This is a genomic window from Sinorhizobium mexicanum (assembly GCF_013488225.1).
GTDB classification, from domain to species: Bacteria; Pseudomonadota; Alphaproteobacteria; order Rhizobiales; family Rhizobiaceae; genus Sinorhizobium; species Sinorhizobium mexicanum.
This window is the reverse complement of sequence record NZ_CP041238.1, coordinates 2,443,220-2,467,417: the sequence shown is the minus strand read 5'-3', so window position 1 is coordinate 2,467,417 and position 24,198 is coordinate 2,443,220. Positions and strand designations below refer to the sequence as shown.

At 63.0% G+C, this 24,198-nt stretch carries 29 protein-coding genes and 1 riboswitch; of the genes, 18 read left to right on the top strand and 11 right to left on the bottom strand.

Annotated elements, in window-relative coordinates; translation table 11 throughout:
* Nucleotides 1-105 precede the first annotated feature (105 nt).
* From FKV68_RS11605 to FKV68_RS11570, 8 genes are all read left to right on the top strand, one after another.
* On the top strand, nucleotides 106-702 hold the full coding sequence (locus FKV68_RS11605) for a hypothetical protein (protein ID WP_180937996.1): 597 nt from the start codon (nucleotides 106-108) through the stop codon (nucleotides 700-702).
* A gap of 298 nt (nucleotides 703-1,000) precedes the next feature.
* Nucleotides 1,001-2,107 (top strand): hypothetical protein, encoded by a 1,107-nt coding sequence (locus FKV68_RS11600; protein WP_180937995.1) that lies wholly within the window; start codon nucleotides 1,001-1,003, stop codon nucleotides 2,105-2,107.
* A complete protein-coding gene (locus tag FKV68_RS11595; protein WP_342454782.1) occupies nucleotides 2,108-2,599 on the top strand; it encodes a hypothetical protein in 492 nt (163 codons plus the stop codon).
* Between the two features lie 67 nt (nucleotides 2,600-2,666).
* A complete protein-coding gene (locus FKV68_RS11590; RefSeq protein ID WP_180937994.1) occupies nucleotides 2,667-3,425 on the top strand; it encodes a TylF/MycF/NovP-related O-methyltransferase in 759 nt (252 codons plus the stop codon).
* Nucleotides 3,426-3,495: 70 nt separating this feature from the next.
* Nucleotides 3,496-4,326, top strand: coding sequence for a lysozyme family protein (locus FKV68_RS11585; RefSeq protein WP_180937993.1), 831 nt, complete (start codon nucleotides 3,496-3,498; stop codon nucleotides 4,324-4,326).
* A gap of 120 nt (nucleotides 4,327-4,446) precedes the next feature.
* On the top strand, nucleotides 4,447-4,710 hold the full coding sequence (locus FKV68_RS11580; RefSeq protein WP_180937992.1) for a hypothetical protein: 264 nt from the start codon (nucleotides 4,447-4,449) through the stop codon (nucleotides 4,708-4,710).
* Complete coding sequence (locus FKV68_RS11575) at nucleotides 4,703-5,041, top strand: DUF1515 family protein (protein WP_180937991.1); 339 nt, start codon at nucleotides 4,703-4,705, stop codon at nucleotides 5,039-5,041. Before FKV68_RS11580 ends, FKV68_RS11575 begins: the two co-directional genes overlap by 8 nt.
* Nucleotides 5,042-5,354: 313 nt before the next feature.
* Entirely contained in the window at nucleotides 5,355-5,603 is a 249-nt protein-coding gene (locus tag FKV68_RS11570) for a hypothetical protein (RefSeq protein WP_180937990.1), read from the top strand.
* A gap of 189 nt (nucleotides 5,604-5,792) precedes the next feature.
* Here FKV68_RS11570 and FKV68_RS11565 read toward each other — a convergent pair whose 3' ends face one another.
* From FKV68_RS11565 to FKV68_RS11550, 4 genes are all read right to left on the bottom strand, one after another.
* Nucleotides 5,793-6,104: a hypothetical protein gene (locus tag FKV68_RS11565; RefSeq protein WP_425347580.1), complete on the bottom strand. Its 312-nt coding sequence runs from the start codon at nucleotides 6,102-6,104 to the stop codon at nucleotides 5,793-5,795.
* A 259-nt stretch (nucleotides 6,105-6,363) separates the two neighbouring features.
* Complete coding sequence (locus tag FKV68_RS11560; RefSeq protein WP_180941468.1) at nucleotides 6,364-6,636, bottom strand: hypothetical protein; 273 nt, start codon at nucleotides 6,634-6,636, stop codon at nucleotides 6,364-6,366.
* A gap of 29 nt (nucleotides 6,637-6,665) precedes the next feature.
* A complete protein-coding gene (locus tag FKV68_RS11555; protein WP_180937989.1) occupies nucleotides 6,666-6,968 on the bottom strand; it encodes a hypothetical protein in 303 nt (100 codons plus the stop codon).
* A 171-nt stretch (nucleotides 6,969-7,139) separates the two neighbouring features.
* Nucleotides 7,140-7,430: a hypothetical protein gene (locus FKV68_RS11550; RefSeq protein ID WP_180937988.1), complete on the bottom strand. Its 291-nt coding sequence runs from the start codon at nucleotides 7,428-7,430 to the stop codon at nucleotides 7,140-7,142.
* 317 nt (nucleotides 7,431-7,747) lie between these two features.
* Here FKV68_RS11550 and FKV68_RS11545 point away from each other — a divergent pair, with 317 nt between their 5' ends.
* Nucleotides 7,748-9,526: an SLC13 family permease gene (locus tag FKV68_RS11545; protein ID WP_180937987.1), complete on the top strand. Its 1,779-nt coding sequence runs from the start codon at nucleotides 7,748-7,750 to the stop codon at nucleotides 9,524-9,526.
* Nucleotides 9,527-9,567: 41 nt separating this feature from the next.
* On the opposite strand, the gene FKV68_RS11540 is transcribed toward FKV68_RS11545, so the two are convergent.
* A complete protein-coding gene (locus FKV68_RS11540; RefSeq protein WP_180937986.1) occupies nucleotides 9,568-10,464 on the bottom strand; it encodes a polysaccharide deacetylase family protein in 897 nt (298 codons plus the stop codon).
* Nucleotides 10,465-10,617: 153 nt separating this feature from the next.
* Between FKV68_RS11540 and FKV68_RS11535 the strand changes: the two genes are divergently transcribed.
* The 5 genes from FKV68_RS11535 to FKV68_RS11515 all read left to right on the top strand — a co-directional run bounded on the left by FKV68_RS11535 (nucleotide 10,618) and on the right by FKV68_RS11515 (nucleotide 15,538).
* Nucleotides 10,618-11,499: a LysR family transcriptional regulator gene (locus FKV68_RS11535; protein ID WP_180937985.1), complete on the top strand. Its 882-nt coding sequence runs from the start codon at nucleotides 10,618-10,620 to the stop codon at nucleotides 11,497-11,499.
* Between the two features lie 175 nt (nucleotides 11,500-11,674).
* Nucleotides 11,675-11,887, top strand: a riboswitch (cobalamin riboswitch).
* Between the two features lie 108 nt (nucleotides 11,888-11,995).
* A complete protein-coding gene (locus FKV68_RS11530; RefSeq protein ID WP_180937984.1) occupies nucleotides 11,996-12,406 on the top strand; it encodes a DUF1636 family protein in 411 nt (136 codons plus the stop codon).
* 19 nt (nucleotides 12,407-12,425) lie between these two features.
* The gene (locus FKV68_RS11525; protein WP_180937983.1) at nucleotides 12,426-13,286 is read left to right on the top strand and encodes an ABC transporter ATP-binding protein; all 861 of its coding nucleotides are present in this window, start codon (nucleotides 12,426-12,428) and stop codon (nucleotides 13,284-13,286) included.
* Complete coding sequence (locus tag FKV68_RS11520; RefSeq protein ID WP_180937982.1) at nucleotides 13,283-14,233, top strand: ABC transporter substrate-binding protein; 951 nt, start codon at nucleotides 13,283-13,285, stop codon at nucleotides 14,231-14,233. Before FKV68_RS11525 ends, FKV68_RS11520 begins: the two co-directional genes overlap by 4 nt.
* A 300-nt stretch (nucleotides 14,234-14,533) precedes the next feature.
* Complete coding sequence (locus FKV68_RS11515; protein ID WP_246452488.1) at nucleotides 14,534-15,538, top strand: FecCD family ABC transporter permease; 1,005 nt, start codon at nucleotides 14,534-14,536, stop codon at nucleotides 15,536-15,538.
* Between the two features lie 305 nt (nucleotides 15,539-15,843).
* Here FKV68_RS11515 and FKV68_RS11510 read toward each other — a convergent pair whose 3' ends face one another.
* Nucleotides 15,844-16,401 carry an RBBP9/YdeN family alpha/beta hydrolase gene (locus tag FKV68_RS11510; RefSeq protein ID WP_180937980.1) on the bottom strand — a complete coding sequence of 186 codons (558 nt, stop codon included), beginning with the start codon at nucleotides 16,399-16,401 and terminating at the stop codon, nucleotides 15,844-15,846.
* Between the two features lie 107 nt (nucleotides 16,402-16,508).
* Here FKV68_RS11510 and FKV68_RS11505 point away from each other — a divergent pair, with 107 nt between their 5' ends.
* The 3 genes from FKV68_RS11505 to FKV68_RS11495 all read left to right on the top strand — a co-directional run bounded on the left by FKV68_RS11505 (nucleotide 16,509) and on the right by FKV68_RS11495 (nucleotide 18,228).
* Complete coding sequence (locus tag FKV68_RS11505) at nucleotides 16,509-16,982, top strand: Lrp/AsnC family transcriptional regulator (protein WP_180937979.1); 474 nt, start codon at nucleotides 16,509-16,511, stop codon at nucleotides 16,980-16,982.
* A gap of 172 nt (nucleotides 16,983-17,154) precedes the next feature.
* Nucleotides 17,155-17,715 carry a DUF924 family protein gene (locus FKV68_RS11500; RefSeq protein WP_180937978.1) on the top strand — a complete coding sequence of 187 codons (561 nt, stop codon included), beginning with the start codon at nucleotides 17,155-17,157 and terminating at the stop codon, nucleotides 17,713-17,715.
* A 45-nt stretch (nucleotides 17,716-17,760) separates the two neighbouring features.
* Entirely contained in the window at nucleotides 17,761-18,228 is a 468-nt protein-coding gene (locus FKV68_RS11495; protein ID WP_180937977.1) for a GFA family protein, read from the top strand.
* Between the two features lie 63 nt (nucleotides 18,229-18,291).
* Here the strand turns inward: FKV68_RS11495 and FKV68_RS33725 are convergent, their stop codons facing one another.
* Entirely contained in the window at nucleotides 18,292-18,687 is a 396-nt protein-coding gene (locus FKV68_RS33725) for a ClpX C4-type zinc finger protein (protein WP_180937976.1), read from the bottom strand.
* A 432-nt stretch (nucleotides 18,688-19,119) separates the two neighbouring features.
* Between FKV68_RS33725 and FKV68_RS11485 the strand changes: the two genes are divergently transcribed.
* The gene (locus FKV68_RS11485) at nucleotides 19,120-19,590 is read left to right on the top strand and encodes a histidine kinase (protein WP_180937975.1); all 471 of its coding nucleotides are present in this window, start codon (nucleotides 19,120-19,122) and stop codon (nucleotides 19,588-19,590) included.
* A gap of 155 nt (nucleotides 19,591-19,745) precedes the next feature.
* Here the strand turns inward: FKV68_RS11485 and ppk2 are convergent, their stop codons facing one another.
* The 4 genes from ppk2 to FKV68_RS11465 form a co-directional block, all read right to left on the bottom strand.
* Nucleotides 19,746-20,612 (bottom strand): polyphosphate kinase 2, encoded by an 867-nt coding sequence (gene ppk2, locus FKV68_RS11480; RefSeq protein ID WP_180937974.1) that lies wholly within the window; start codon nucleotides 20,610-20,612, stop codon nucleotides 19,746-19,748.
* 70 nt (nucleotides 20,613-20,682) lie between these two features.
* On the bottom strand, nucleotides 20,683-22,383 hold the full coding sequence (locus tag FKV68_RS11475; RefSeq protein WP_180937973.1) for a SulP family inorganic anion transporter: 1,701 nt from the start codon (nucleotides 22,381-22,383) through the stop codon (nucleotides 20,683-20,685).
* A 15-nt stretch (nucleotides 22,384-22,398) separates the two neighbouring features.
* Entirely contained in the window at nucleotides 22,399-23,628 is a 1,230-nt protein-coding gene (locus FKV68_RS11470; protein WP_180937972.1) for an HlyD family secretion protein, read from the bottom strand.
* Between the two features lie 3 nt (nucleotides 23,629-23,631).
* Nucleotides 23,632-24,147, bottom strand: a complete 516-nt coding sequence (locus FKV68_RS11465) for a hypothetical protein (protein WP_180937971.1) — start codon at nucleotides 24,145-24,147, stop codon at nucleotides 23,632-23,634.
* Between the last annotated feature and the right edge of the window lie 51 nt (nucleotides 24,148-24,198).

The window sequence follows — 24,198 nt, the reverse complement described above, 5'->3', positions numbered from 1 at the left end:
GATCCAGCGAGACTTGGAAACAGGAAAGGCAATTTGCCGCGCAGGCGGCAGCAAGCGGACTTTGTCCGAGCAGGATTGATGGAGGGGAAGCCGCAGGCGACCGCGATGCCTTCGCTGAGCGATGCGGTCGCCGGTGCGCCCTTTGCGGATGCGCCGCGGCGCCTGGATAACACGGCAAGGGAGGGGCTTGGCGCTCAAGACAAGACAGGCGCTGCAGCGCTCCGCCAATCAGTGATGCCGCGCAGCGTTTCTGTCTCCCACGAAGAACCGTGGCCTAGCCAAAGGTTGCCGCCTGCCAACGTCGGGTCTTCGATGCGGAACCGGTTTTATTTCGATCCGACTTTTGGAAGGGGACCTCAGTCCGGCACGGAGCTGTACGATACTCGCGCCTTTCAGCCAAATGCCTGGGAACACTTCCAGCCACGACGTGAAGTTTCTCGGCAGCAACAACCAGGCGAGCAAACAACGCAAGGCGGCGGCCTGCGCGAGAGCCCACATCTCGGGCGGATTGGGGGTGCGATCGGTGGACTTATCGGCGCGACGATTGGCAGCCACTACGGTCCCCAGGCGAGTCGATATGGCGGCGCCGCCGGTGGCTTGGCGGGCTACTATACTGGAGCTTATGGTGGTGGCATGATTGAGGCACTTGGCGACTATGTCGGGCGGAACGGCTTCAAGGGTGATCTCAGCGGCTTGCGATGATCTCTCTTGGGGATCAGCGTTCAAATTTCTTCGGAGACGATATGCAGAAGATTTACGCAGCTATCGGTATTTACGTCGTGCTGACGCTCATCGACTGGCTGCTCGCCAAATTTAACATAAGAATATCGGGGAAATTGTATCCGGTAATCTGCGGTATCGTTGCATACGTTCTTTTCGGGTTCGTCACCTGACCCAACGCTTTTGCGCGCGCAACGACGGGCGCGATATCCTCAAGGCGATCCCGCCCGAAATCGAACCATTTCCATTTTTTGCGGCCTCCCAAAGGGAGGCTTTTTTCATGGAGGCTATCTTGCCAAGAACAGGCGGAGTCTATTCCCCACCGGCCGGCACCAAGGGTGTTCCGAACACGACGATCCAGAGCGTGCCCTACAACGCGCTGATCGACGACCTCACGGCCGACGCAAATGCCGCGCGGCCGATCACTGCGGGCGGAACCGGTGCCACCAGCGCCAGCGCCGCCCGCGCGGCGCTTGGCGCGCAAGCCGCGAGCGCGGCGCTGAACTCGATCGCCGGGCTTGCGACTGGCGCCGACAAGACGATCTACACGACCGCGGCGGACGCCTATGCGTCCACGGCGCTGACGCCGTTCGGCCGATCGCTGATCGACGACGCCGATGCGGCGACCGCGCGGGCCACCCTCGGCGTCGCCATCGGCACCGACGTCCAGGCGTTCGACGCCGGGCTTCAGTCGATCGCCGGGTTGACGACGGCGGCCGACCGCATGATCTATACGACGGCGGTAGATAGCTATGCGGCCACCCCTCTCACGGCCTTCGCCCGTACGCTCCTCGACGATGCCGACGCGGCGACGGCGCGAGCGACGCTTGGCCTTGCGATCGGCACAAACGTCCAGGCCTTTGATGCCGGCCTTGCGGCCATTGCAAATCTGGCGGTGACCAACAGTAATTTCATCGTCGGCAATGGCACGACTTGGGTAGCGGAGAGCGGCGCAACGGCCCGCGCCTCGTTGGGGGCGGCATCAACGGCGACGACAATGACCGCCGGCAATGGACTGACAGGGGGCGGCGACCTTACGACAAACCGCACATTCACCCTCGGCACGCCATCGAGCATCACCAACGACACGACGAACAGCGTGACAACCACCAGCCACACCCACGCGCTCGGGTTCACGGCCGCGGAGGTTTATACGGGCACGGCGGCGGCGGAAACGAATTTTCCGTTAGGGCATGTGCTGTGCGCGAGTTCCAGCACATACACTGCGCGCAATGCTAGCGCGGGCATCCATCTCTTTTCGCCGAACAACTTCTCCTACGTCACTACCGGCTACGTCAATGCCGGCGCCCAACTGGCTGGAACATGGCGGTGTCGCGGCGTGTCTGACGGTGGTTCGGAAATTAATCTGTTCCAAAGGGTTGCCTAAATGACTGTCATGTCCTCCAACATATCTCTCAATTCGGTCGTTGCCGTCGCGGCTACAACTGAAGAGAACGTGCTTGTCGTTCATTGCAACATAACGGACATCGAAGGTCAGACGTACGATACATCTTACTGTAGCCGTCCCGACGACCCCTATGGCCTGAACCCGGCCGTGCGCGCGTGGCTCGCGACTAATCCGTCCTTCCCAATCCAGCCGTTTGCTCCGCCGACCGCGGCTGAAATACGCGCCGGCATGCCTGCGCTGACTGCGCGTCAGCTTCGCATTGGGCTTGTAAACAACGGCTTCGCCCCCGCACGAGTCGATGCTGTGATCGAGACGATGCCGGAGGGGCCCGAAAAGGAAACGGCGAGGATCGAATGGGAATATGCGACGACCTTTGTTCGCGGTCATCCGTTCATCAGCGTTGTAGGCGGCGCACTCGGCCTTTCAGAAGCGCAGATCGACGAAATCTGGTGGACAGCTATCGATTTCTGATCTGCTTGCGGCGCTCAACTCCTGCCTGTATATCAGCGCAAGCAGCATCACACACAGGGTCAATTGCATGCGGTTTCGTGAATTAAGGAAACGTGCGCGCTATGTAGCGCACGGAGATAAATCGCTTCCGGGGCTGGAGATGGACGGCTTTCGTGTCCTGAATAAGAATACGTCCTTCCTCGACGATCCGAAATTCGATGCTGCATGGCGGTTTGCCGAGCAGGGCAACAAGGAGGCTTGGGCGAAACTGGGCCATGTTCCTGATGTCCGCTGGAGAGCGCACGTCTGTTGCTGGGCGGCGCTCAATGCATCCAAATTAGAGGGCGACTTCGTTGAGTTTGGTGTAAACGCCGGCCTCTTTTCGATGACAGTTTGCGACTACCTGGACTTCGATAAGCTCAACAAACAATTCTATCTTTTTGACACCTACGAAGGGATACCTACACAAGGATTAGCGTCGAGTGAAAAGGCGATCGCCATCAAGCGAAACAACAAATTTTATATCGACGTCTACGACATAGCGAAACGTAACTTCGCGCGATTCCCGAATGCCTCGTTGGTCAAGGGCGCACTGCCGCAAACACTTGATGTCACGGCCATAGAAAAGATTTCATATCTTTCAGTGGACCTAAACAGTGCTCGCTACGAAAAAGAGTGCATCGAGCGGGTGTGGGATAGGATCGTTCCAGGTGGTCACATCGTGTTAGACGATTACGCCTTCAAGGATCTCGAAGAGCAGTACGACATGTGGAACGAATTCACGGCTAAACGTGCGCATATGGTTCTTACTTTGCCGACCGGCCAAGGGCTAATTATCAAACACTAGCTATCGCGATCGAATTGCCTCTGACCCCGCCACGAAGCGGGGTTTTCTTTTTTGAGCAACAAGGTGAACCATGAACAAAACCGTGCCTGCTGGCGCGGCGATTCTGCTTGACTTCATTCGGGAGACCGAGGTCGGGCGGAAGGACCGCGCTTCTTATGACGTAATCTATGCCAACAGGCAGAACAGGCTAAAGCAGCCGCTGACGACGATGCGCTTCGGCGATGTCGTCGAGGCGCAAAAGTCCTGGTCGAAGAGCCATGGCTCCAGCGCCGCCGGCGCCTATCAATTTATGCGGGCGACGCTGATCGGGCTCGCGAAGGAAATCTCCTCGATCGAGGCAAGCGATCTCTTCACGCCGGATCTGCAGGACCGGCTTGGCTTTCACCTCGTGAAACGCCGCGGCTATCAGGCGTTCGTGGCTGGCGAATTGTCCCTGGTCGAATTCGGCAAACGGCTGGCACAGGAATGGGCGTCGCTTCCGGTGCTGGCCGCCACCAGGGGGAATGATCAGGAGGTGAAGCGCGGACAATCCTATTACGCCGGTGATAGCCTCAACAAGGCGCTGGTCAAGCCGGAGAAGGTCGAAGCCGTGCTGCGGGAGGTGTTGGCGGTGGCGCGGAGGCCGGTGGAGCCCGAAGTCTCGATCGCGCCAGTCACGCAGGCTGAAGCGGCGCCGGCGGCATCGCGCCCTGCGTCGAAGCGCAAGGCGGTCTCGAGGTCGGGGCGCTTCTGGACCTGGCTGCTGACGGCCGGCGGCAGCGTCGTCACCGCCTTGAAGGAGTTGAACCTCGTGACGCTCGACTGGCGGGTGCAACTCGCGATCCTCACGGTGATCGTCGGCTTCGCCGTCTACGCCATCTCCTCGATGCCGGTCGTGCGGCAGGCGCTGGGTCTCAAGTGACGATGGTCTGGGGAAAGATCCTTGGGGGCGGCCTCGTGCTTGCTGCCGTCTTTTGGGCCGTGCTCGCCATCCGCGAGGAGGGGGCACAAGCAGTGAGACATGCCATCGAAAGGCAAAACGATGAAGCAGCAGACCGCGCTGACGCGAAGCGTCGCGCTTATGATGCCTGCCTTGGTTCTGGCGGGGTGTGGGATTTCGGGGCCGGGCGATGTGACGGGCCTGAGACGCGTCGTCGGCACTGAGCTTGCCGGCACCCGCGGCGCGACTGCCGCTGACCAAAGCCGCATTGACCGCACCGTGGTCGGCCTTTGCGCCGCGGCCATATGGACGAAGGCCGAATGCGAGAGACATGGAGGGACGATGGGAGCGGGCAGGGATGATTGATGCGGGCGTTCACCAGCAGCTCGGAACGCTGATCGCCGAAGTGAAGAATCTGCGCGAGGATTTCCGGCGGACCGAGGAGCGGGCCGACGCAAGCCTCGCCTCGACGATCCGCCGTATGGACGAACTCTTCGAGCGTGTGGGCACGCTCGAAGGCGCGATGTCGCTGACCAAGGAAGATATCGCCGACATGAAGCCGGTGACCGAGGACGTGCGGAAATGGAAGCTGATGGGGATGGGCGCGCTCGGCGTCATCGGCATCGGTGGCGCTGCGCTCGGGGTGACCTTTGCGGACGCGGCGAAGCGGATGCTTGTGCTGCTCAGGGGCGGGTAGGTCGCGATGCCGGTCGCTTACTTCGCTGTCGCATCGGTCCGGTCTTCGCATGGCGGTGGCTGGCGCCGATTCGGAGCGGAAGGCGCCAGGTTCAGCGACCGGTGCGCCGTCTGCCGCGGTTGCGGCGAAATGTCGAAAAAACAATGGTTCAGGTTGTGCTTCCCTGAAAGCAAGCGTAAGCCGCGAACCGCGGCCTAGCCCGGCTCGCGATGGCTGTGGATATCGCCCCGGCTATATCCCATTCCTCTAAAATTCCATGGGTGCGACCAAGGCGATTGCGGTTACCTTTCCCAACGGAGGGAGGGCCAGGGGGATGGTGACTGTCGCCGACATCAATCTGACATGGGTGCAGAAGCGGGCGGATGCCTATTGCGCCAAACTGGGTGACCACGAAATGGGCTTTGTCCTGAAGCGCCAGGCGCGCGGAGACTGGGCCTGGACGATCTGGCATTGCAACGGGACCGGCAGCGACGATTTCCGTCATGCGACGACGCTCGATGCGGCCCAGGCGAACGTGCTGGCGGGCGTGAAGGACTGGTTCCGCCGGGCCGGCTTTTCGTAAACAGAGGCAGACATTCGCCGGTCAGGCGCGGACCCGCTTTCACCGAAGAGGCGGCGGAAGACGGCTTTCGCCGAAAGATCGCGGGCGGAGCTTCCTGTGGAATGCGGCGTGCCCCGGGCGTTTGGATATGCGTTCGGAGCCACAACCCCGTCGGGCAGCGGTTCCAGACAGGGTGCCGGGCGTGCGAAATCAGTCGAAGTCGAAGAAATCGTAGCGGTAACGCCGGCCGACGAGGCGCAGCGAGCCGTCGGGCTCGACCACATAGGTCTCGTAGACGCTGCGCCCCGCGCGATCGTTGAACTGGTGCGGCACGATGCTGCCCACGGGCGCCTTCCTGAGCCGTGTTCGCGGCCGGCCGCCGTAGGTGATGCTGCCGGGTATAGGCTCGAGATAGGGCGAATAGCCGACCGTCACGGCGGTGGCGGTGCAGCCGCTCAAGCTCGAAGCGAGCAGGATGGTGGAGAGGATCGCAAGCGACATCGCGGGCAGGGGGATCTTCATGGTCTTTCTCGTCGCTCGATGTGGCCCGGTTGAAGTGCCGAGGGCCTTGAACATCGGCCCGCCGCAAAGCAACGCGTTCCATGTGTGCAGGGTTCCCGTGCCGGCCGCCGAACAGGATCTGATGTTTGGCGGCATTTCCTTGCCTTTCCCGTGAACCACGATGATTTCGGTCAAATCGACCAAAATCACGTGATCGATTCCAATCGGTCGAGACGCGGGACGCGGACAGGAAACCGCGTAGCCTTTCGCCCATCCCGCTCTAGCGGGAGTGCCTCGTGATGAAGTCGTAATCTATGTGGCGGCGGATCAGCTTCAGCGAGCGGTCCGGCTGGATCACGTAGGTTTCCCGGGCCAGCCCGCCGTTTGTGAAGAACTGGTGCGGCACGATGCTGCCGACCGGTGCCTTGGTGAGCTTCGTGCGTGGCTGGCCACCATACGTAATGCTGCCGGGGATCGGCTCCACCTCGGGCGCCGTGGTGGTGCAGGCCGCAAGCAGGAGCGCGGTGGCGCAGGCGATACACGCAGTTTTCATCATGGCGGCCCTCTTGTCCGTGCCGAGAATCAACGATCCATATCGCCGAAGATGTCGTAGTCGATGCGGCGGCCGACCAGCCGCAATGAGCGGTCCGGTTCGATCACATAGGTCTCATAGACCTTGTGGCCGAAGTCGTCGAAGAACTGGTGCGGCACGATGCTGCCGACCGGCGCCTTGGTGAGCCTCGTGCGCGGCTGGCCGCCATAGGTGATGCTGCCGGGAATGGGTTCGAGATAGCGCCCGTAGCCGACAGATGGCGGTCGGGTGGTTGCGGTTGTGCAAGCGCCGAGCAGAAGGGCGGCAAAGAGGGCGGGCAAGGCATGTTTCATGGCGATCCTCTCAATCCCGATGCCATTAGGGCGACGCGCGTCTAATCAGACGCGCAAAGGTCGCTGTAGAGCTTTGAGTCTCTGCATGATTTTGCCCTTGAATCGGTTTCGATCTAAGGAATCATGCCGTAGACGCGGCGCGAGGACCGCGTCCCGATTTCCTCGTCCGTCTTACCGGTCGGTCAAAAGGTCGTAGTCGATCCGGCGGCTTATCAGACGCAATGAGCGGTCAGGCTCGATGACGTAGGTTTCGGAGACCAGACGGCCGAAACTGTCGCGGAACCGATGCGGCACGATGCTGCCGATCGGCGACTTGGTGAGCTTCGTGCGCGGCTGGCCGCCATAGGTGATGCTGCCGGGAATGGGCTCGAGATTGCGCGAGTAACCGACCGACGGCGGGCCGCTGGAGGTGCAGGCGACGAGCAGGAGACCCGCGCAAATGGCGGGCAGGGCGGTCTTCATGGCTGCGTTTTCCTCGGCTCTGGCGATTGCGCCCTCTCCGTTGCGCGAAGGCCGTTTGATACACGTTAAACTGGCTGCGTCATCTTATTCCTTCTTCAACAACGGTCAAAGGAACCAACGAGTTTCGGTCGAGTTTCTGGTGATGGACGGCGCTGCGACACGAATTTGTCGGGATCTCTATTGCGTTCGATAGACGCTTTGGAGGATGTAGTGGATCGGACCCGCCGCTGCGTGTTTTTATTCCTTCAATCGGTTTCGATTTGAGGAGAAATGCAGTAGAGGCTCTCGTACGATCCGCGTTGCTTCAGGTACTGCTCATGACCGCCGAACAGTCGCTTTCGTTTCTTGTCATCGGCGCCATGATGGTTTTTTTCATCTGGGACCGCTTCCGCTACGATATCATCGCCTGTTCGGCGCTGATGCTCGCGGTGGCGGTCGGGATCGTGCCATTCAACCGCGCCTTTGCCGGTTTCAGCGACGATATCGTCATCATCGTAGGCAGCGCGCTGATCGTCAGTGCGGGCGTCGCCCGCTCCGGCGTGGTCGATGCGGCGATCCAGCGCTTCCTGCCGGATCTGACCTCGGTGAGGGCGCAGCTTGCGCTTCTCGTCGTCACCGTCACGGTGCTTTCCGCCTTCATCAAGAATATCGGGGCGCTGGCGATCATGATTCCGGTCGCTTTCCAGTTCGCCCGGCGGTCGGGTGTCCAGCCCTCGGTCTTCCTGATGCCGATGGCCTTCGGCTCGCTGATCGGCGGGCTGATGACCCAGGTCGGCACGTCACCCAATGTCGTCGTGTCGAGGATGCGGCAGGACCTGACCGGCGAGAGCTTCACCATGTTCGACTTTACCCCGGTCGGTGCGTCGTTGGCGCTGGTCGGCGCGGTGTTTCTGCTTTTTGCCTATCGCCTGGTGCCGGAGCGCAAGAGCCAGCAGGTTTCCGTCAACCAGGCGATCGAGATCACCGACTATACGTCGGAGGCGGTCGTCGCGGCCGGTTCGCCGATGATAGGCAAGCCACTCGTCAACCTCGTCAAGCTCGGCGACGGCGGAGCGGTCGTAATCGCCATCTTCCGCCGCGGTACGCATCTGGCGCCGCTACCGGACGCTATCATCGAGGCCGACGATATCCTGCTGCTCGAAGGCGGGCCGGCGGCGCTCGACCGTATCGTCTCGCAGGCGAAACTCAGGATTTCCGGCGACCGTTCGCCCGCATCCGCCAACGGCAAGACTCCGGCCGATATCGAGGCGATCGAGGCCGTGATCGCCAGCGGCTCGCCGCTCATCGGCATGTCGGCGCAGCGGCTCGCGCTCTTCAACAATCACAACATCAACCTGCTCGCCGTCAGCCGCCAGGGCGAACGGCTGAAGCAGCGTCTCGGCAGCATCCGGCTGCAGGCCGGCGACATCGTCGTGCTGCAGGGGACGCGGCGCGACCTGCCGGCCTTCCTGCAGGATTTCGGCTGCCTGCCGCTCGCGCAGCGGGAAATCCTGCTCGGAACCATTCGCCGCGCGACCGTGCCGCTGCTCGTGCTGGCGGCCGCCATGGGGTCGACGGCGGTCGGCGTCGTGCCGGTGCCGGTCGCCTTCTTCGCGGCGGCTCTCGCCATGGTCGTCTTCCGCGTCATCCCGCTGCGCGACGTCTACCGCGCGGTCGACGGGCCGATCCTGGTCATGCTGGCGGCGCTGATCCCGGTCAGTGACACGCTGCGCACTACGGGCGGTTCGGATCTCATCGCCGGCTGGCTGAGCGGCATCGCCGCCAGCCTGCCGCCCGCGGGCGCGCTTGCGCTCATCCTCATCGCTGCGATGGCGGTTACCCCCTTCCTCAACAACGCCGCCACCGTGCTCGTCATGGCGCCGATCGCCGCGAGCTTCGCCACTGCCCTCGGCTACAAGCCGGATGCCTTCCTGATGGCGGTGGCGATCGGCGCGGGCTCGGATTTCCTCACCCCGATCGGCCACCAGTGCAACACGCTGGTCATGGGGCCCGGCGGTTACCGCTTCAGCGACTACCCGCGCCTCGGCCTGCCGCTGTCGATCGTCATCGTGCTCGTTGCCGTGCCGATGCTGATGTGGGTCTGGCCGCTGCACTAAGTCCAGGAAGAGCATGTCGCGGGTTCCGTCCGGGAACAGGCTCAGTTCTTCAGATAGTTCCTTTTGTACCAGTCGGCGATCTCGCCGCCGGTCGCCAGCCACACCTCGCGGCGCGAGGTGATATGGGCCAGCGCGCTCGCGAAATGCTTGCTGCGATGCGGGTGGCCGATCAGGAACGGGTGCAGGCAGATCGCCATCACGCGCCCCGTTTGCGCGCCGTCCTCGTAGAGCACGTCGAACTGGTCGCGAATCGTCTGCGCAAAGGCCTCGCCGCTCTGGCCCTGTTCGAGAAAGGCGGCAAAGTCGTTGATCTCGACGGAATAGGGCAGCGACAGGATCGAGCCACTCTTCACCCGCATCGGATACGGCTGCTCGTCGTTGACCCAGTTGGCGACATATTCGATGCCGGCTTCGGCAAGCAGGTCGAGCGAGCGGTGCGATTCCGTGAGGCCCGGACTCAGCCAGCCGCGCGGCTTCTTTCCGGCGCTTCGCTCAATCGTCTCGATCACGGTTCTGACGATCTGTCGCTCCTCTTCCTCGGGCTGGCCGTTGATCATCGTGGAATTGTTGGTACCGTGGCCCATCCATTCCCAGCCGAGTGCCTTGCCGGCCTCGATGATGCGCGGATAGTGCTCGCAGACGTCGGAATTGAGCGCCACCGTGCCCTTCACCCCGTATTTCTCCATCACCTCCATCAGCCGCCAGATGCCGACGCGGGCGCCGAAATCGCGCCACGAATAGTTCAGCACGTCGGGCACGAAACCGGCGGTCAGCTGCGTGATCGAACTGGACGGACGGTCGAACAGGAAGTGCTCGACATTGGGCACGATCCAGACCGCAACCCTTGCACCGCCCGGCCAGCGCAGCGGCGGACGATCGATAATGGCGGAATAGTCAAAACGGTCGTGGTGCTGTGGTGCCGTTGAAACCTCGGACATGGCTCTCTCCTTCAGTGAAATCAGGGACGGCGGGCCGCCTTCCGAAGAGGGCGATCTGCCGCGCTGGTTGAAGGTAAGCCACTCGAAGTCCTGGAAAAATGCGCTACAATTCCGAGCACATCGGACGAAAATGTCCGCAATGGAGTTTGGCAGATGGACAGTCTCGGATCCCTCAACGCTTTCGTTCAGGCGGCGGACGCCCGCAGCTTCACGCTCGCCGGGCGGCAATTGGGCGTGTCGTCCTCGGCGATCGGCAAGGCGGTGGCGCGGTTGGAAGAACGGCTCGGCGTGCGGCTCTTCCATCGCTCGACCCGCTCGATCACGCTGACGCCTGAAGGCGCGCTCTTCCTCGAACGCTGCCGGCGCATCTTCCTGGAAGTCGAGGCGGCCGAGCAGGGGATCGCCCAGACGCAGGGCGCGCCGCGCGGCAAATTGCGCGTCAGCATGCCACTCATCGGCATGCTGATGATGCCGGCGCTTACGGCCTTCATGCGCGCCTATCCGGAGATCGAGCTCGACCTCGATCTCAGCGACCGGCTCGTCGATGTCATCGATGAAGGCTTCGACGCGGTCGTGCGCGCCGGCGAGGTCAGCGACTCGCGGCTGATGATCCGCTCGCTTGGCACCTTCCGGCTCATGCTCGTCGGCTCGCCCGGTTATTTTGCGGCAAGAGGCGTGCCGCAAACTCCGGGAGACCTCACATCCCACGCGTGCCTGCAGCACCGCTACGCGACCAGCGGCAAGTTTGAGCGCTGGCCGCTCAGGCGCGGGGAGAGGGACATCGAACTGCCGACGACCGCGGTCGTCAACACCATCGAGCCGCTGATCTACATGGCCGAGCAAGGGCTCGGCATCGCCTGCCTGCCGGACGTCGGCATCCGCCGCCAGCTTCGCGACGGCACGCTCGTCAGCGTGCTCGACGATCACGTCGAACATTCCGGCCCGTTCCGGATCCTGTGGCCCTCCAGCCGCTATCAGTCGCCAAAACTCCGGGTCTTCGTGGATTTCATGGCGGAGAATCTGTTTTCCGCCTGAGGCCAATTGGCGCCTTGCTGTCTTCGCATTGGGGAGCGTCCGCTTGCAAACGAAGTTTCTGTCTTGTCCGCCGTAATGTTATTTAGTAACAAATGGCGGCCACTCAACGAGATGCCCACCCATGTTGATATCTCCATTCGCCCTTCATCCGCCGGTTGCCTCGGGGCGCGATTCATGCCACCAAGGGCGCGATGGTGCTGCTTTCGTGATCCGGAAGCGGCTGAAAAGGGAACACGGTGAGGACGACCCAGGAGGGGCCGAAACCGTGGCTGCCCCCGCAACTGTGAGCGGAAAGCGCATTCACACCATGTCACTGGCGAAAAGCCGGGAAGACGTGGATGCGCGGCGACCCGCAAGCCAGGAGACCTGCCATCGAACCGATCAACCACAACGGACGGGGTGTTCCGATGGAAAAGAACTGGCTACTGCTTGGCGGGCAACCGTCTCCTTGCATCTTCGCCATTTTCTCTCCGGCCCAGCCCGGCGGAGACAAGCCATGGCGAATTCAGACTTCCGACAGCACAAGATAACCCTCTGCACCGATTGCCGCTTCACGGGAGGCCCGTGCCGACCCGGCGCCGAACTGCTCGCGCAGTTGAACCGCAGCGTTTCCGCGCTCGGCCGACCTCTCGACCAGGATTTCTCCATCGCCGGCACGGTGGCGATGACGGCCTGCACGCGGCCTTGCACGATCGCCTTCCAGGCCACCGGCAGGGCGACCTATCTCTTCGGCGACATCTCGCCGGAGGAAGACATAGACGATCTCGTCAGCTTCGCCGCTGCCTGTGCCGAAGGTCAGGCGTTTGATGCCCTTCCGCGTTCCGCCTTGGTCCCGGCGGGCACGGGCCTTGCGCGCATTCCGGCGGCGCTCCTCGTCTCCGAGGAGACCGCGGGGCGGCTGCAGTGAGCGCGGGGAGGGCGTTTTCATGAGCGACGAATTCAGTTGTTTGCAGGGGGGCGCCGGCGCCAGCCTGCATGTCGAAAAACTGGAGTGGGGGCCGCGCCCCGGCCTTCGGCTTGTCCGCGATATCGGCTTTGCTATTGCGCCGGGCAGCCGGTTGGCGATCATCGGCCCGAACGGCGCCGGCAAGACCTCGCTGTTGCGCTGCCTCTACCGCGCGGTCGAGCCGACTGCCGGCCGTATCGCGATCGACGGCGTGAACCTCTGGGCAATGAGTGCGCGCGAGGCGGCAAGGACGATCGCCGTGGTCTTGCAGGAAATGCCGGGCGATTTTCCGTTCAGCGTCCGGGACGTCGTGATGATGGGGCGGATCCCGCGCCGCGAGGGGATCAGCGGCTGGAGCGACTACGACCGTGAGCGCGTGGCGCATGCGCTCGAGCATCTCGACCTTGCCCATCTTGCGCGCCGCCAGTTCGCCACGCTTTCGGGCGGCGAGAAGCAGCGGGTGCTGATTGCCCGGGCGCTTGCCCAGGAACCGAAGGTCATCATCCTCGACGAGCCGACCAACCATCTCGACATCCGCCACCAGCTGGAAATCCTCGATCTGTTGCAAACGCTGAAGCTGACGATCGTCACGACGCTGCACGACATCAATCTCGCGGCCGAGTTCGCGACCGATGTGGCGATCCTGACGGAGGGGCGGCTTGCAGCCTTCGGCCCGCCGGAGACCGTACTGAAGCCTTCGGCGCTCTCGGCTGCGTTCGGCGTCCATGCCACCGCGCATGCCGATGCCGCGGGTCATGGTTCCCGCTTTTCCTTCGCGCTCTCGCGGCCCGACCCAATGCCCGCCACGCGACCTTCCCGTTCCGCAGGAGCCATCCGATGACGAGATTTCTCTTTGCCGCCGGCGCGCTTCTGCTTGCCGCCGTGCCCGCGCTTGCTCATCCAGTCACCGTCAAGAGCTGCAACCGAGAGGTCACTTTCGACGCCGCGCCGCAGCGGGCGGTTTCCAACGACGTCAATCTCACCGAGATGATGCTGGCCTTGAAACTGCAGGATCGCATGGCCGGCTATACCGGCGTTTCGGGATGGAAGACGCTGGACGAGCGCTTGCGCGAGGGCGTCAGGGCACTGCCGGAGCTTTCGCAAAAATATCCGACGAAGGAGGTGCTGCTGAATGCCGACGTCGATTTCTACTTCGCCGGCTGGAACTACGGCATGAAGGTCGGCGGCGAGGTGACGCCTGAAACGCTCGCGCCATTCGGCATCAAGGTTTATGAGCTGACCGAAAGCTGCATCCACATCATGGCGAAGGGCAAGCCGACGATGGAGGATATGTTCGTCGACCTCCTGAACCTCGGCCGGATCTTCGGCGTCGAGGAGAGAGCGGAGGCGCTGGTCGCAGGCTATCGCGATGAGCTTGCCGAGATCACGGCCGAGATCAAGGGCGCCCAGCGGCGGCCGGTGCGCGTCTTCGTCTATGATTCCGGCGAGGAAAAGCCGTTCACATCAGGGCGCCACGGCATCCCGACCGCGATGATCGAAGCGGCCGGCGGCGTCAACATCATGGACGACGTCGAGAAGAGCTGGACGGAGATCTCCTGGGAGCCGGTGATCGATCGCAATCCGGAAGTTGCGGTGATCGTCAATTACGGCGAGGTGACCGCCGAGCAGAAGATCGCCTTCATGAAGGGTAACCCGGCCTTCAGGAATGTCGACGCCGTGAAGAACGACCGCTTCGTCGTGCTCGACTATGTCGAGGCGACGCCTGGCCCGCGCGATATCGAGGCGATCCGGCGGCTGGCGAAGAGTTTTCATGCCGAGGCGATGTGAGGGCCTTTGGCGTCGAGGTCTCCCACCAGGTCAGTTGCGTGGGAGCGGCCGCCACACTGACCTCGTTCCTGTGACAAGCACAGGAATGAGGTGCGCGGGAACCGCTGGACGGGAGAAAGGAGGCACACCTGCTGCCGCTCCCGGACGTTGTCGCGGCAGGGAGCGGCGGACGGCGACACTCCCTTTACGTCTTTGGCCGCATGAAGAAGGCTATGCAACCCTATGATTTCCAACAATGATGCCGCAGCCAAAGTGGCATTGTCCCTTCAAGTCCGAGAAACCGGGAATCTCCGGCCCACCGTGAAAACCACACTCTTCATCCTGGCGGCACTGCTTCTGCTTTGCCTCACCGTCACCGCCGGCGTCTCGCTCGGTTCGGCGCCCATCCCGGTTGCGACCGTCTGGTCGATCATCGCGGCGAAGATCGCGCCGGGCAGCGTCGAGGTCCTGTGGTCGGCCGGCCGCGAAAGCATCGTCTGGGACGTGCGCCTGCCGCGCGTAGCGCTCGCCGGGCTCGTCGGTGCCGGGCTTGCGGTCACCGGCGCGGTGTTGCAATCGGTGACGCGCAACCCGCTTGCCGATCCGCATCTGCTCGGCGTCTCGGCCGGCGGGGCACTCGGTGCCATTGTCGCGCTGCTCCATACCGGTCTTATCCTCGGCCTTGCGACGGTGCCGCTCTTCGCTTTCGCCGGTGCGCTTGGCGCCACCGCGCTGGTGGCGCTCGTCACCCGCGTGCTCGGCACCGGGGCCGATCGGCTCGTGCTTTCCGGCGTCGCGGTCGCTTTCACGCTGACGGCGGCCGGCAATCTCCTGATCTTCCTTGGCGATCCGCGCGCCGTACACACGGTGATCTTCTGGATGCTCGGCGGCCTCGGCCTCGCGCAATGGCCGCATCTTATCTATCCGGCGCTGGCGCTCGCCGTATCACTCGGCTGGCTGATCGTGCGGGCGCGCGAGATCAACGCGCTCGCCATGGGGGACGAGACGGCGATGACGCTCGGCATTCCGGTGCGCCGCTTCCGCCTGATGCTTTTCGTCGTCACGGCGCTGCTCACCGGCGTCATGGTGGCATTCTCCGGCGCGATCGGCTTCGTCGGGCTGATGATCCCGCATTTCGTCCGCCTCTTCGCCGGCAGCGACAGTGTCCGCGTCATCCCGCTTTCCGCCTTTGCCGGCGCGCTCGCGCTGATCGCTGCCGACCTTGTCGCCCGCATCGTCATGGCGCCCGAGGACATGCCGATCGGCGTCGTCACCGGCCTTGCCGGCGGGATCGCGTTTATCGCCATCCTCAAGCGGCGGAGGTGAGCTTCGCCTCTGGCGTCGTGTGCCTTCTCGGGAGATGGCGCTGGAAATGCCGTCATCAAGTCAGCTGAGTGGTGCACGGCCAGAAGCCGCTCTCATGTAAGCGCAGGTCGCGGTGCACGACCTCGTCTTTCGTCATCCTCGGGCTTGACCCGAGGATCCAATGCCAAGGAACTCTGTTAGGGCGCTTGTGCCGGGATCCTCGGGTCAAGCCCGAGGATGACGGCAGGAGGGGGGCAGAGACGAGGAGCCGGTGAGGAGGATTCTTCGCCCGGTCGCAAATGAGTTTCAAGCAAGCGGCCGGCTTCTCAGGCCCTTCGTCCCGCCATCTCCGCGCATTCCGCAGCAAACGACCTCAGCAGATCCAGCCCTGCCGGCCAGTCACCCAGTCCGCTCTCGCCATTGATATGACCGCATGCGCCGATTTCGACGAGGCGGCTTTGCCATTGGCGGGCACGGGCGCGGGCATAGTCGAGGGTGCCGTAGGGGTCGTCGGCGCTGGCGACGATGAGGGAGGGGAAACGAAACGCATTGGTCGGCGGGTTCGCGAAGCTCTTCGCCTCTTTCGGGAAGGCGGCTCCTTGCGGATCCGGGACCGCAACGAGGAATGCGCCGGCGATCTGCAGCGTGGAAGCCTTTTGCCAGTGCGCGACGAGGAGGCAGGCGAGGCTGTGCGCCACGAGGATCGGTGGCACGGGCGCCGTGGCGACCGAACGCTCCAGCGCGGAAATCCAGTCGGGGAGCTGCGGCTCGTTCCAGTTCGCCGGCCGGAACCGTTGCATTCGCGGTTCTTCTTTCTCCCAGAGCGTCTGCCAGTGGGCCTCGCCCGAGCCGCCGATGCCCGGCAGGATGATGATGCTCGTCATGATTTCTCCTACAGTTGTGCAGGGCGAGGATGACGGCTTTTCTTTTCACCCGGAATGCAGAACTATCGGAAAACAGCTCCGACTTCCGATGAATTGAAGGCCCCCCTATGACGTTGGTAGAAAATCCTCGCACGCTCGATCCAACCGACATCGCCATCCTCGAAACGCTGCAGGAGGATGCCCGCATCGCGATTTCGGAACTCGGGCGCCGGGTGGGGCTCTCCCAGCCGGCAACGTCGGAGCGCGTCAGGCGGTTGGAGGAGCGGGGCCTCATTCTCGGTTATGGCGCCCGCATCGATGCCGCTGCGCTCGGACTGGGCATGATGGCGGTCATCCGGCTGCGCACGACGCATGAAAATATCCGGCCCTGTCTCAAGCAGTTTGCCGAGATGCCGCACATCGTCGAAGTGCTGCGGCTGACCGGCGAGGATTGCTTCCTGCTGAAGGTACTCGTTCCGTCGCCCGGAGAGCTCGAAACGATCGTCGACTCCATCGCCCGGTTCGGGGCGGTGACGACTTCGCTGGTGCTGCGCGCGGAACAGCCGAAACCCATCGGGCGGGCGCTGCTGCAGCGGCGGTGAGGAGACATGTCGCCACAACGCGGACGTCACCGGCTTTCGTTGACGCCGCCGGCGTCGCCCGCGCCGTGCCGCTCGCATTCTTCGCGTTGCATCGGTGCGAACATTGCCGATCGGCGGTGGAAACCGCATGATCGCCCCCTATCTGATGGCCGGAATTGACGAGAGGCATTGAATGACTGATGAGATCGCGATCTGCACACCGGAAGAGGTCCTGAAATTCTGGTTCACGGAGCTTTCCTACGACCAGTGGTTCACGCCGAGCGCAGAACTCGACCGGCAATGCATGCAACGCTTCCAGGCCTCGCACCTGGCGCTTTCGAGAAAGCTCGACGACGCCTGGCGGGCAACACCCGAACACTGGCTCGCGGCCGTTCTTGTCTTCGACCAGTTGCCGCGCAACATGTACCGCGCCTCGCCGCTCGCTTTCGCCACAGATTGCCTGGCGCTGCGCGAGGCGAAGCTCGCCGTCGGCGCCAGCGCGGATCTCGCGGTACCGAAGGAATGGCGCGCCTTCTTCTACCTACCCTTCGAGCATTCGGAAAACCTGACCGACCAGACGATGGCGGTGAAACTCTTCACCGAGCTCGGCGATGCCGACTATCTCGATTATGCCATCCGCCACCGCCAGGTGATCGAGCAATTCGGCCGCTTTCCGCACCGCAACGCCATCCTCGGCCGTGTCTCGACTGCGGCCGAGGAGGAATATCTGGCGCAGCCGGGCGCGGGGTTCTAAGCGCCTCGGCGCACGCATTGCCAGACGACATCGACGGAGGACACCATGAACAAGAACAGCTTGCCCTGGGAGGGAGGATGCCGCTGCGGCGGGGTGCGGTTCAAGGTCAGCGCTCCGCCGCTGCTCACCATGGCCTGCCATTGCACCGGCTGCCAGCAGATGACCGGCAGCGCCTTCTCGCTGAGTGTCGCGATCCCGAGCGAAGGGTTTGCCGTGACGAAGGGCGAGCCGGTGATCGGCGGCCTGCACGGCGCGACCCGGCACTATTTCTGCCCGCACTGCATGAGCTGGATGTTCACACGGCCGGAGGGCATGGACTGGTTCGTCAACGTCCGCGCAACGATGCTCGACGATCCGGGCTGGTTCATGCCCTTCATCGAAACCTGGACGAGCGAGAAACTGGCCTGGGCGACGACGCCCGCCATTCACAGCTACGCGGCGCTGCCGCCCTTGGAAGCCTATGAGGGGCTGCTGAAGGAATACCGCCAAAAGGCTGGAAGCCCGGCGGCATAAGCGGCCGGGCGGGGCATCGAGCGTTTACCGTCTTGTTGAAGCGATGAATGCAAGCGGAACGCTCTAGGAAAACCGCTCCCACGCGGCTTGCCGAGATATGCCGAGCGCCTGGCCGATATGGGCCCAGCTGACGCGCCGCGACCGGAGCGTTTCCACGACGGATTGGAGCTGGTTGCTCTTGCCCTCGACCGTCTCCTCGATCGGCTTCAGAAGGGCGAGCAGCCTTTCCGTCGGCGCTTTTTCCAAGGGCGCGCGGGGCGGGCGGTCGGATTTCCCGGTCAAGATGTAGTCGTTGCAGGTCGCAACACACTCGTCGCAGATGAAGATCCGGCCGTGGCCCGCCACCAGCTTTTCGACCTCGTCACTCGGTCGCAGACAGAAGGAGCAATAGTAGGTTTCCGTTTGCGGCAGATCCGCCGTCGAGGCGCGTGGCTCGGACACTTCCGGATTGGCACTCATCGTCGCATCCTTGTGTCAGGGATACCTTGACAGTCAAGATATCCCTGACAGTGACACGATGTCAAGGATATGGGATCGACGTCGACGCTATGCTTGTCATGATGCCTGCGTGGCGGTAGTATTCGTTCAAATTCTTTCCATGACCGTTGCGGCCTTAACAAGACGAGAGAGTACGCACAGGCGCTGTCGGCAAAAGCCTTCACGATCTCCAAGTTGATGCGGGCGCAGCACGATCGTAATATCTTGTCGATCGACAGAATTTCATTTTTTGCAATCAATCTTTTTTGCTTATTTTTTACCGACGATGACCGAATTATCTTATTCACAAATGAGAGATATACTTCGACGAGCTGGAAAGCATATTCGACGTAACCAGATGGTCCGCAATTCGTCCCCGATAGCGTTCCCATAGACTTGAGGAGGATCAACAGGATGCCGGAAAACAAAGAATCCGCTTCGAACGAAGCACCGATCAGCGCCGAGCAGCTTCGCATGCAAATGCTTGAGCGGGAGATGGCGGAAATGGAGAAGGAGCGCAAGCTGCGCTCGGTGCAGGAACAGAAGCTTGCCGACTTCGCCGCCGATTTCCTCGAGAAACACGTGACGGAGCAGGAAGTCGCCGTAGTTCGCCGCCTGGTCGCCAACGCGGTCAAGGACGGCAAGTTCGAAGCCATGGTCTACAGCTTCCCGTCCTCGCTCTGCACAGACAGCGGCCGGGCGATCAACAGCGCCGATCGCGACTGGCCGCAAACGCTGCAGGGCAAGGCCAAGGAGTTCTACGAACGCTACCAGGAATTCGGCAAGCCGCAGGGCTACAAGCTGAAGGCGATGATCATCAATTTCCCCGGCGGCATGCCGGGCGATGTCGGCTTCTTCCTGGACTGGTCGCCCGACAAGGCCTGAGTCGCCGCGGGCGGCGCGCCTGCACGCAGATGCGGCTACAGCGCCGCGCGTCTTATCAGACGCGCAAAGGACGCTGTAGCACTTTGAATTGCTGCATGTTTTTATCCTTAAATCGGTTACGATTTAAGGAAACATGCAGTAGCAGGCGCCTCCGATCAGAAAACGTCCGGCACGGTCCGGCGGATATGCGTGTCGTCGACGTAGTCGTTCGGGCGCTTCTGCCGCTTGCCGAACTCGGGTTCCGGGAACTTCACCCGCTCATAGGGGATCGAGGCCAGGATGTGCGAGATGCAGTTGATGCGCGCCCGCTTCTTGTCGTTGGAGGGCACGATCCACCAGGGGGCAAAGTCGGTATCGGTCATGCGGATCATCTCGTCATAGGCTCGGGTATAGTCCCACCAGCGGCGATAGGATTCGACGTCCATCGGGCTTAATTTCCACTGGCGGGTCGGGTCGTCCACGCGTTGGCGGAAACGCCGTTCCTGTTCCTCTTCGCTGACATCGAGGAAATATTTGAGCAGGACGATGCCGCTCTCGATCATTGCCGCCTCGAAGCGCGGTGCAAGTTCAAGGAAGCGCCGCGCCTTCTCTTCGGTGCAGAAGCCCATGACGCGCTCGACGCCGGGGCGGTTATACCAGGAGCGATCGAAGATCACGACCTCGCCGGCCGCCGGCAGGTGCTGGATATAGCGCTGCATGTAGATCTGCGTCTTCTCCCGGTCTGTCGGCGCGGGCAGGGCGACGACGCGGAAGACGCGCGGGCTGACGCACTCGGTGAGCCGCTTGATCACGCCGCCCTTGCCAGCCGCGTCACGGCCCTCGAACACGATGACGACGCGGGCTCCAGTCTTCTTCACCCAGGCCTGGAGATGGGCGAGTTCGACGTGAAGCCGGCTGAGTTCCTTGGCATAGTCGCCGCTCGACTTCGCCGCCGTCTCGTGCAGTTCGGCGACTTTTCTGTCCGTTGCCTTGTCCTTGTTTTTATTCTTGTCCTTTTTGCCGTTCTTCCCGTTCTTGGCCATGCTGCTCTCCCATCTGGCGGTTGCATGCTTGTTTTCAACGGTTGTGACGTCGGCGCAGCGGAGGACGGCTCTACTGCGCCGCTTTCTCCGCATTGCTTTTATCGAAGGCGTCCAGCGCGTCATCGAGATCCTCGAAGATCATGTTGGCGCCGATCTTTGCGATCACGCCGGCCCGTTCGAGAATCTCGCGCGCTTCGAAATGCAGCTCGGCGATTGCAAGCGCGATGCCGCGCCTGCCGAGATCGTCATGGACCTCGTCGAGCATGGCCGCTGCCGAACTGTCGACCTGGGCGATGGCGCTCGCATCCATCACAAACCAGCGGGTATCCGCGGGCAGTTCATGGATCACGGCGCGCAGGCGCTCCCGGACATAGTCGGTGTTGAAGAAGAGAAGGCTGCCCTGGACCATGAAGACGGCGAAGCCGGGCACCGGCCGCGCGGCCTGGTTGCGGTGGAGCTTGTAGAAGCCGTCATGGCCAGCGAGCCGGCCGAGCAGGGCGTCGCGCGGAAACATCGTCTTGTGCAATACGTAGACGAGCGTCGCGGCGATTGCCGTGACCACGCCTTCGAGAACGCCGAAGCTGATCGGCCCGGACATCGCGATCAGCGCGAATGCGAATTCGATGCGGCTGATGCGCCAGATCTCTTTGAGGGCGGAAATATCGATCAGGCTGAGCGCGGTTGCCACCAGCACCGCACCGAGCGTGGGGATCGGCAGGATGCGCAGGACGTCGCCGAAGTAGAGCAGAACCGCCATCAGCGCCGCGGCCGCCACGATGCTCGCGATCTGAGATCGGCCGCCGACGCTGAAATTCACCGCCGTGCGCGAGTCCGAAGCCGTAACGGGGAAGGTTCCGAAGAGGCCGGCGGCAATGTTCGCAGCGCCGAAGCCTTCGAGTTCGCGGTTGGGATCAACCAGGTAGCCACCCTTGGCCCCAAAGCTGCGGGCGGCGATGATGCCCGAGCCGAAGCTCACCAGAAAGATGGCGCCGGCGCCGAGCAGCAGCGATTGGAAGGGGAGACCGGAGACCGGTGGCAAGGTCAGCGATGGCAGGCCGCGCGGGATGTCGCCGACGACCTTGATGCCGTATCCCTCGAAATTGAACAGCGCCGACAGCAAGACGGCGAGCGCGACAACCAGCACCGGCCCGGGAATGCGCGATTGCATGGCGCGCGCCGCCTGCAGGAGCGCGAAAGACGCCGCGGCAAGCAGCAGCGAAGGCCAATGGATCGAACTGGCCTTGCTGACAAGTTCGAGCACGGGGGCGATCAGGCCCTCAGATTCGATGTCGATGCCGGTGACCCGGTCGATCTGGCCGATCAGGATCGAAAGCGAGATGCCGGCAAAAAAGCCGATCAGGATCGGGCGCGACAGGAAAGTCGCAAGCACGCCGAGCCGCACGGCGCGAGCGATCAGGCACAGGGCGCCAACGGCGAGCGCCAGCAACGCGGCCACGGTGACCCGATCTGCGGTGACGCCGGGCACCGCATAGACCGTGGTGAGCGCCGCAGCCAACACCGTCATGGTCGCGGCGTCCGGTCCGACGATCAGGCGCCGCGACGGGCCGAAGAGGGCATAGGCGATAAGCGGCGTGATGCTGGCGTAAAGGCCGGTCTCCGGCGGCAGGCCGGCGATGGCCGGATAGGCGATGGCGCTCGGAAGGCCGACCGCCGCGATGGCGAGCCCGGCGGAAACGTCGTTGCGCAGCCAACTCGCCTGGTAGCCGGCAAGGTTGGCAATCAGCGGCAGGCGAGGGAGTGTGAGCTGCATCCCATCGCCTCCGGATCAATGGCCCGTCAGCACCAGGGTCTGGACGGGCAAGAGCAGCGCCTGCAGCCGGAGGATCGCCGCGTGCACCAGACCGACCGTGTCGATGACGTGCAGGTACGTCCACCGCCACGTGCTGATGCCGGGCTCATGCAGGGCGTCGTGATTGCTGGTATAGGCGTTGGCAATGCAGCTGCTGCCGGGCGGGATATCGAACAGCTGGCCCTGGAAGAGCGGTTCCAGATAGGTCGTCAGCGTGCCGGGACGTGCCAGTTGCTGGACGTCGACGAGTTGGTCCGTCGGCCGGTACTGGCCGGCGGCGATGACGTCCTGGACCTCGGTGACCACCATCGGAATGATGGTGAAGGGTTTGCCGATGCAGGTCGCCTCGGCGATCATCCCTTTCTTCATCACCTGCGCCTCGATCTGGCCGAAGCCGGCGATAAGGCCGATGCGCCGTTCTTCCGGCACGAGGATGCCGGCAGAGCGGATCATCGGATTGACGACGTCGCCGGGTCGAAGCGAGAATTGCTGCACGGTGCCGGCCACGCCGGCGCGCACGGTCGTCTTGTCGAGATCCACCTGCGCCTGCGCGAGCGCCGCCTCGGCGCTTGCCTTCTGCGCCGGCAGCAGCGAGGAGATCTTCGTCTGCAGCGTCTGCTTGTTCGAAACGGCGGCGGCGAGCGCGCCCTTGCGGCCGTCGGCTGCGACCTGCAGCCGCTCGATTTCGCGTCTTGCGACGATGTTGGGGTTGCGCTGGTTCAATTCGACCTGCGTCTGCAGTTCGTTCTGCGCCTGGAGATAGGCGCCCTCGGCCTGCGCGATCAGGCCGTCGGCGGAGGCGAGCTCGCTCTGCGCCACGGTTGTTTCGGCTTCGATTTCCGCGACGCGGCGGCGTGCGGTTTCAAGCGCGGCCTGCTGCTCGGTGTTGTCGAGACGGAAAAGCGGCGCACCGGCCGCGACCTTCTCGTTGGTGCCGACGAAGACTTCGGCGACGCGACCGTTCGACTCCGGCAGGATGGTGACGGTGCGGAACACGGCGGTGACATTCGTCGTAGAGGGGTGGAAGTAGAAGATCATCGTGATCAGCGAAACGGTGAGGATCACGCAGGCGGTGATGCCGTAGCGCAGCTCGAACCACATCGAATAGAGGTTGATCTCACGGCCGACGCGCTTGCCCTGGACGAAGCGGCGGAACAGGAAGTCGGGAAAAATGGTGAGCATCGAGCAAATCAGAAATTCCAGCATGGCTCACCTCCTGCGCTCGATCTTGTCATCGCTCTGCGCCTGCGCGACCTCGAGCGGCACCCATTGCGACCCTTCGCCCCTTGGCGCTCCCGGTGGGGGCGCTTCTGGCGGCATTTTCGGCGGAGGCTCCGCGGCCGGAGCTCCACCCTCTTGCAGCTCGCGGGCATCCCTTTCGTCGCGGCGGGCAATCCTGGCGAGCGAGCGAGCCATCGACTTGATGGGCGAGGCAAAATCCGGAAATTCGATCATGGCAAGGATCAGCGCAGCGATCCAGAACAGGTGATTGTGGGTGAAGAGCGCAATCAGCCCCAGCACGCCGATGATCTGCAGCTGCCCCTTGCTGGCGCCGTGCGCCATGTGTTCGGGCAGCGCGTGCAGCCGCAAATAGAAGATCCCGACCAGGAAGACCATGAGCAGCACGAAGACGATCATCACGTTGAACAGCACGTCCGTCTGCCCAGGGGCGGTGATGAAGACAGGCAGATGATCCACTGCCGCCGGATGCAACGTTTCTGCCATCTCATTTCCCTCGAAGCACAGAACACCCCAACGGCCCCCATCATACGCATT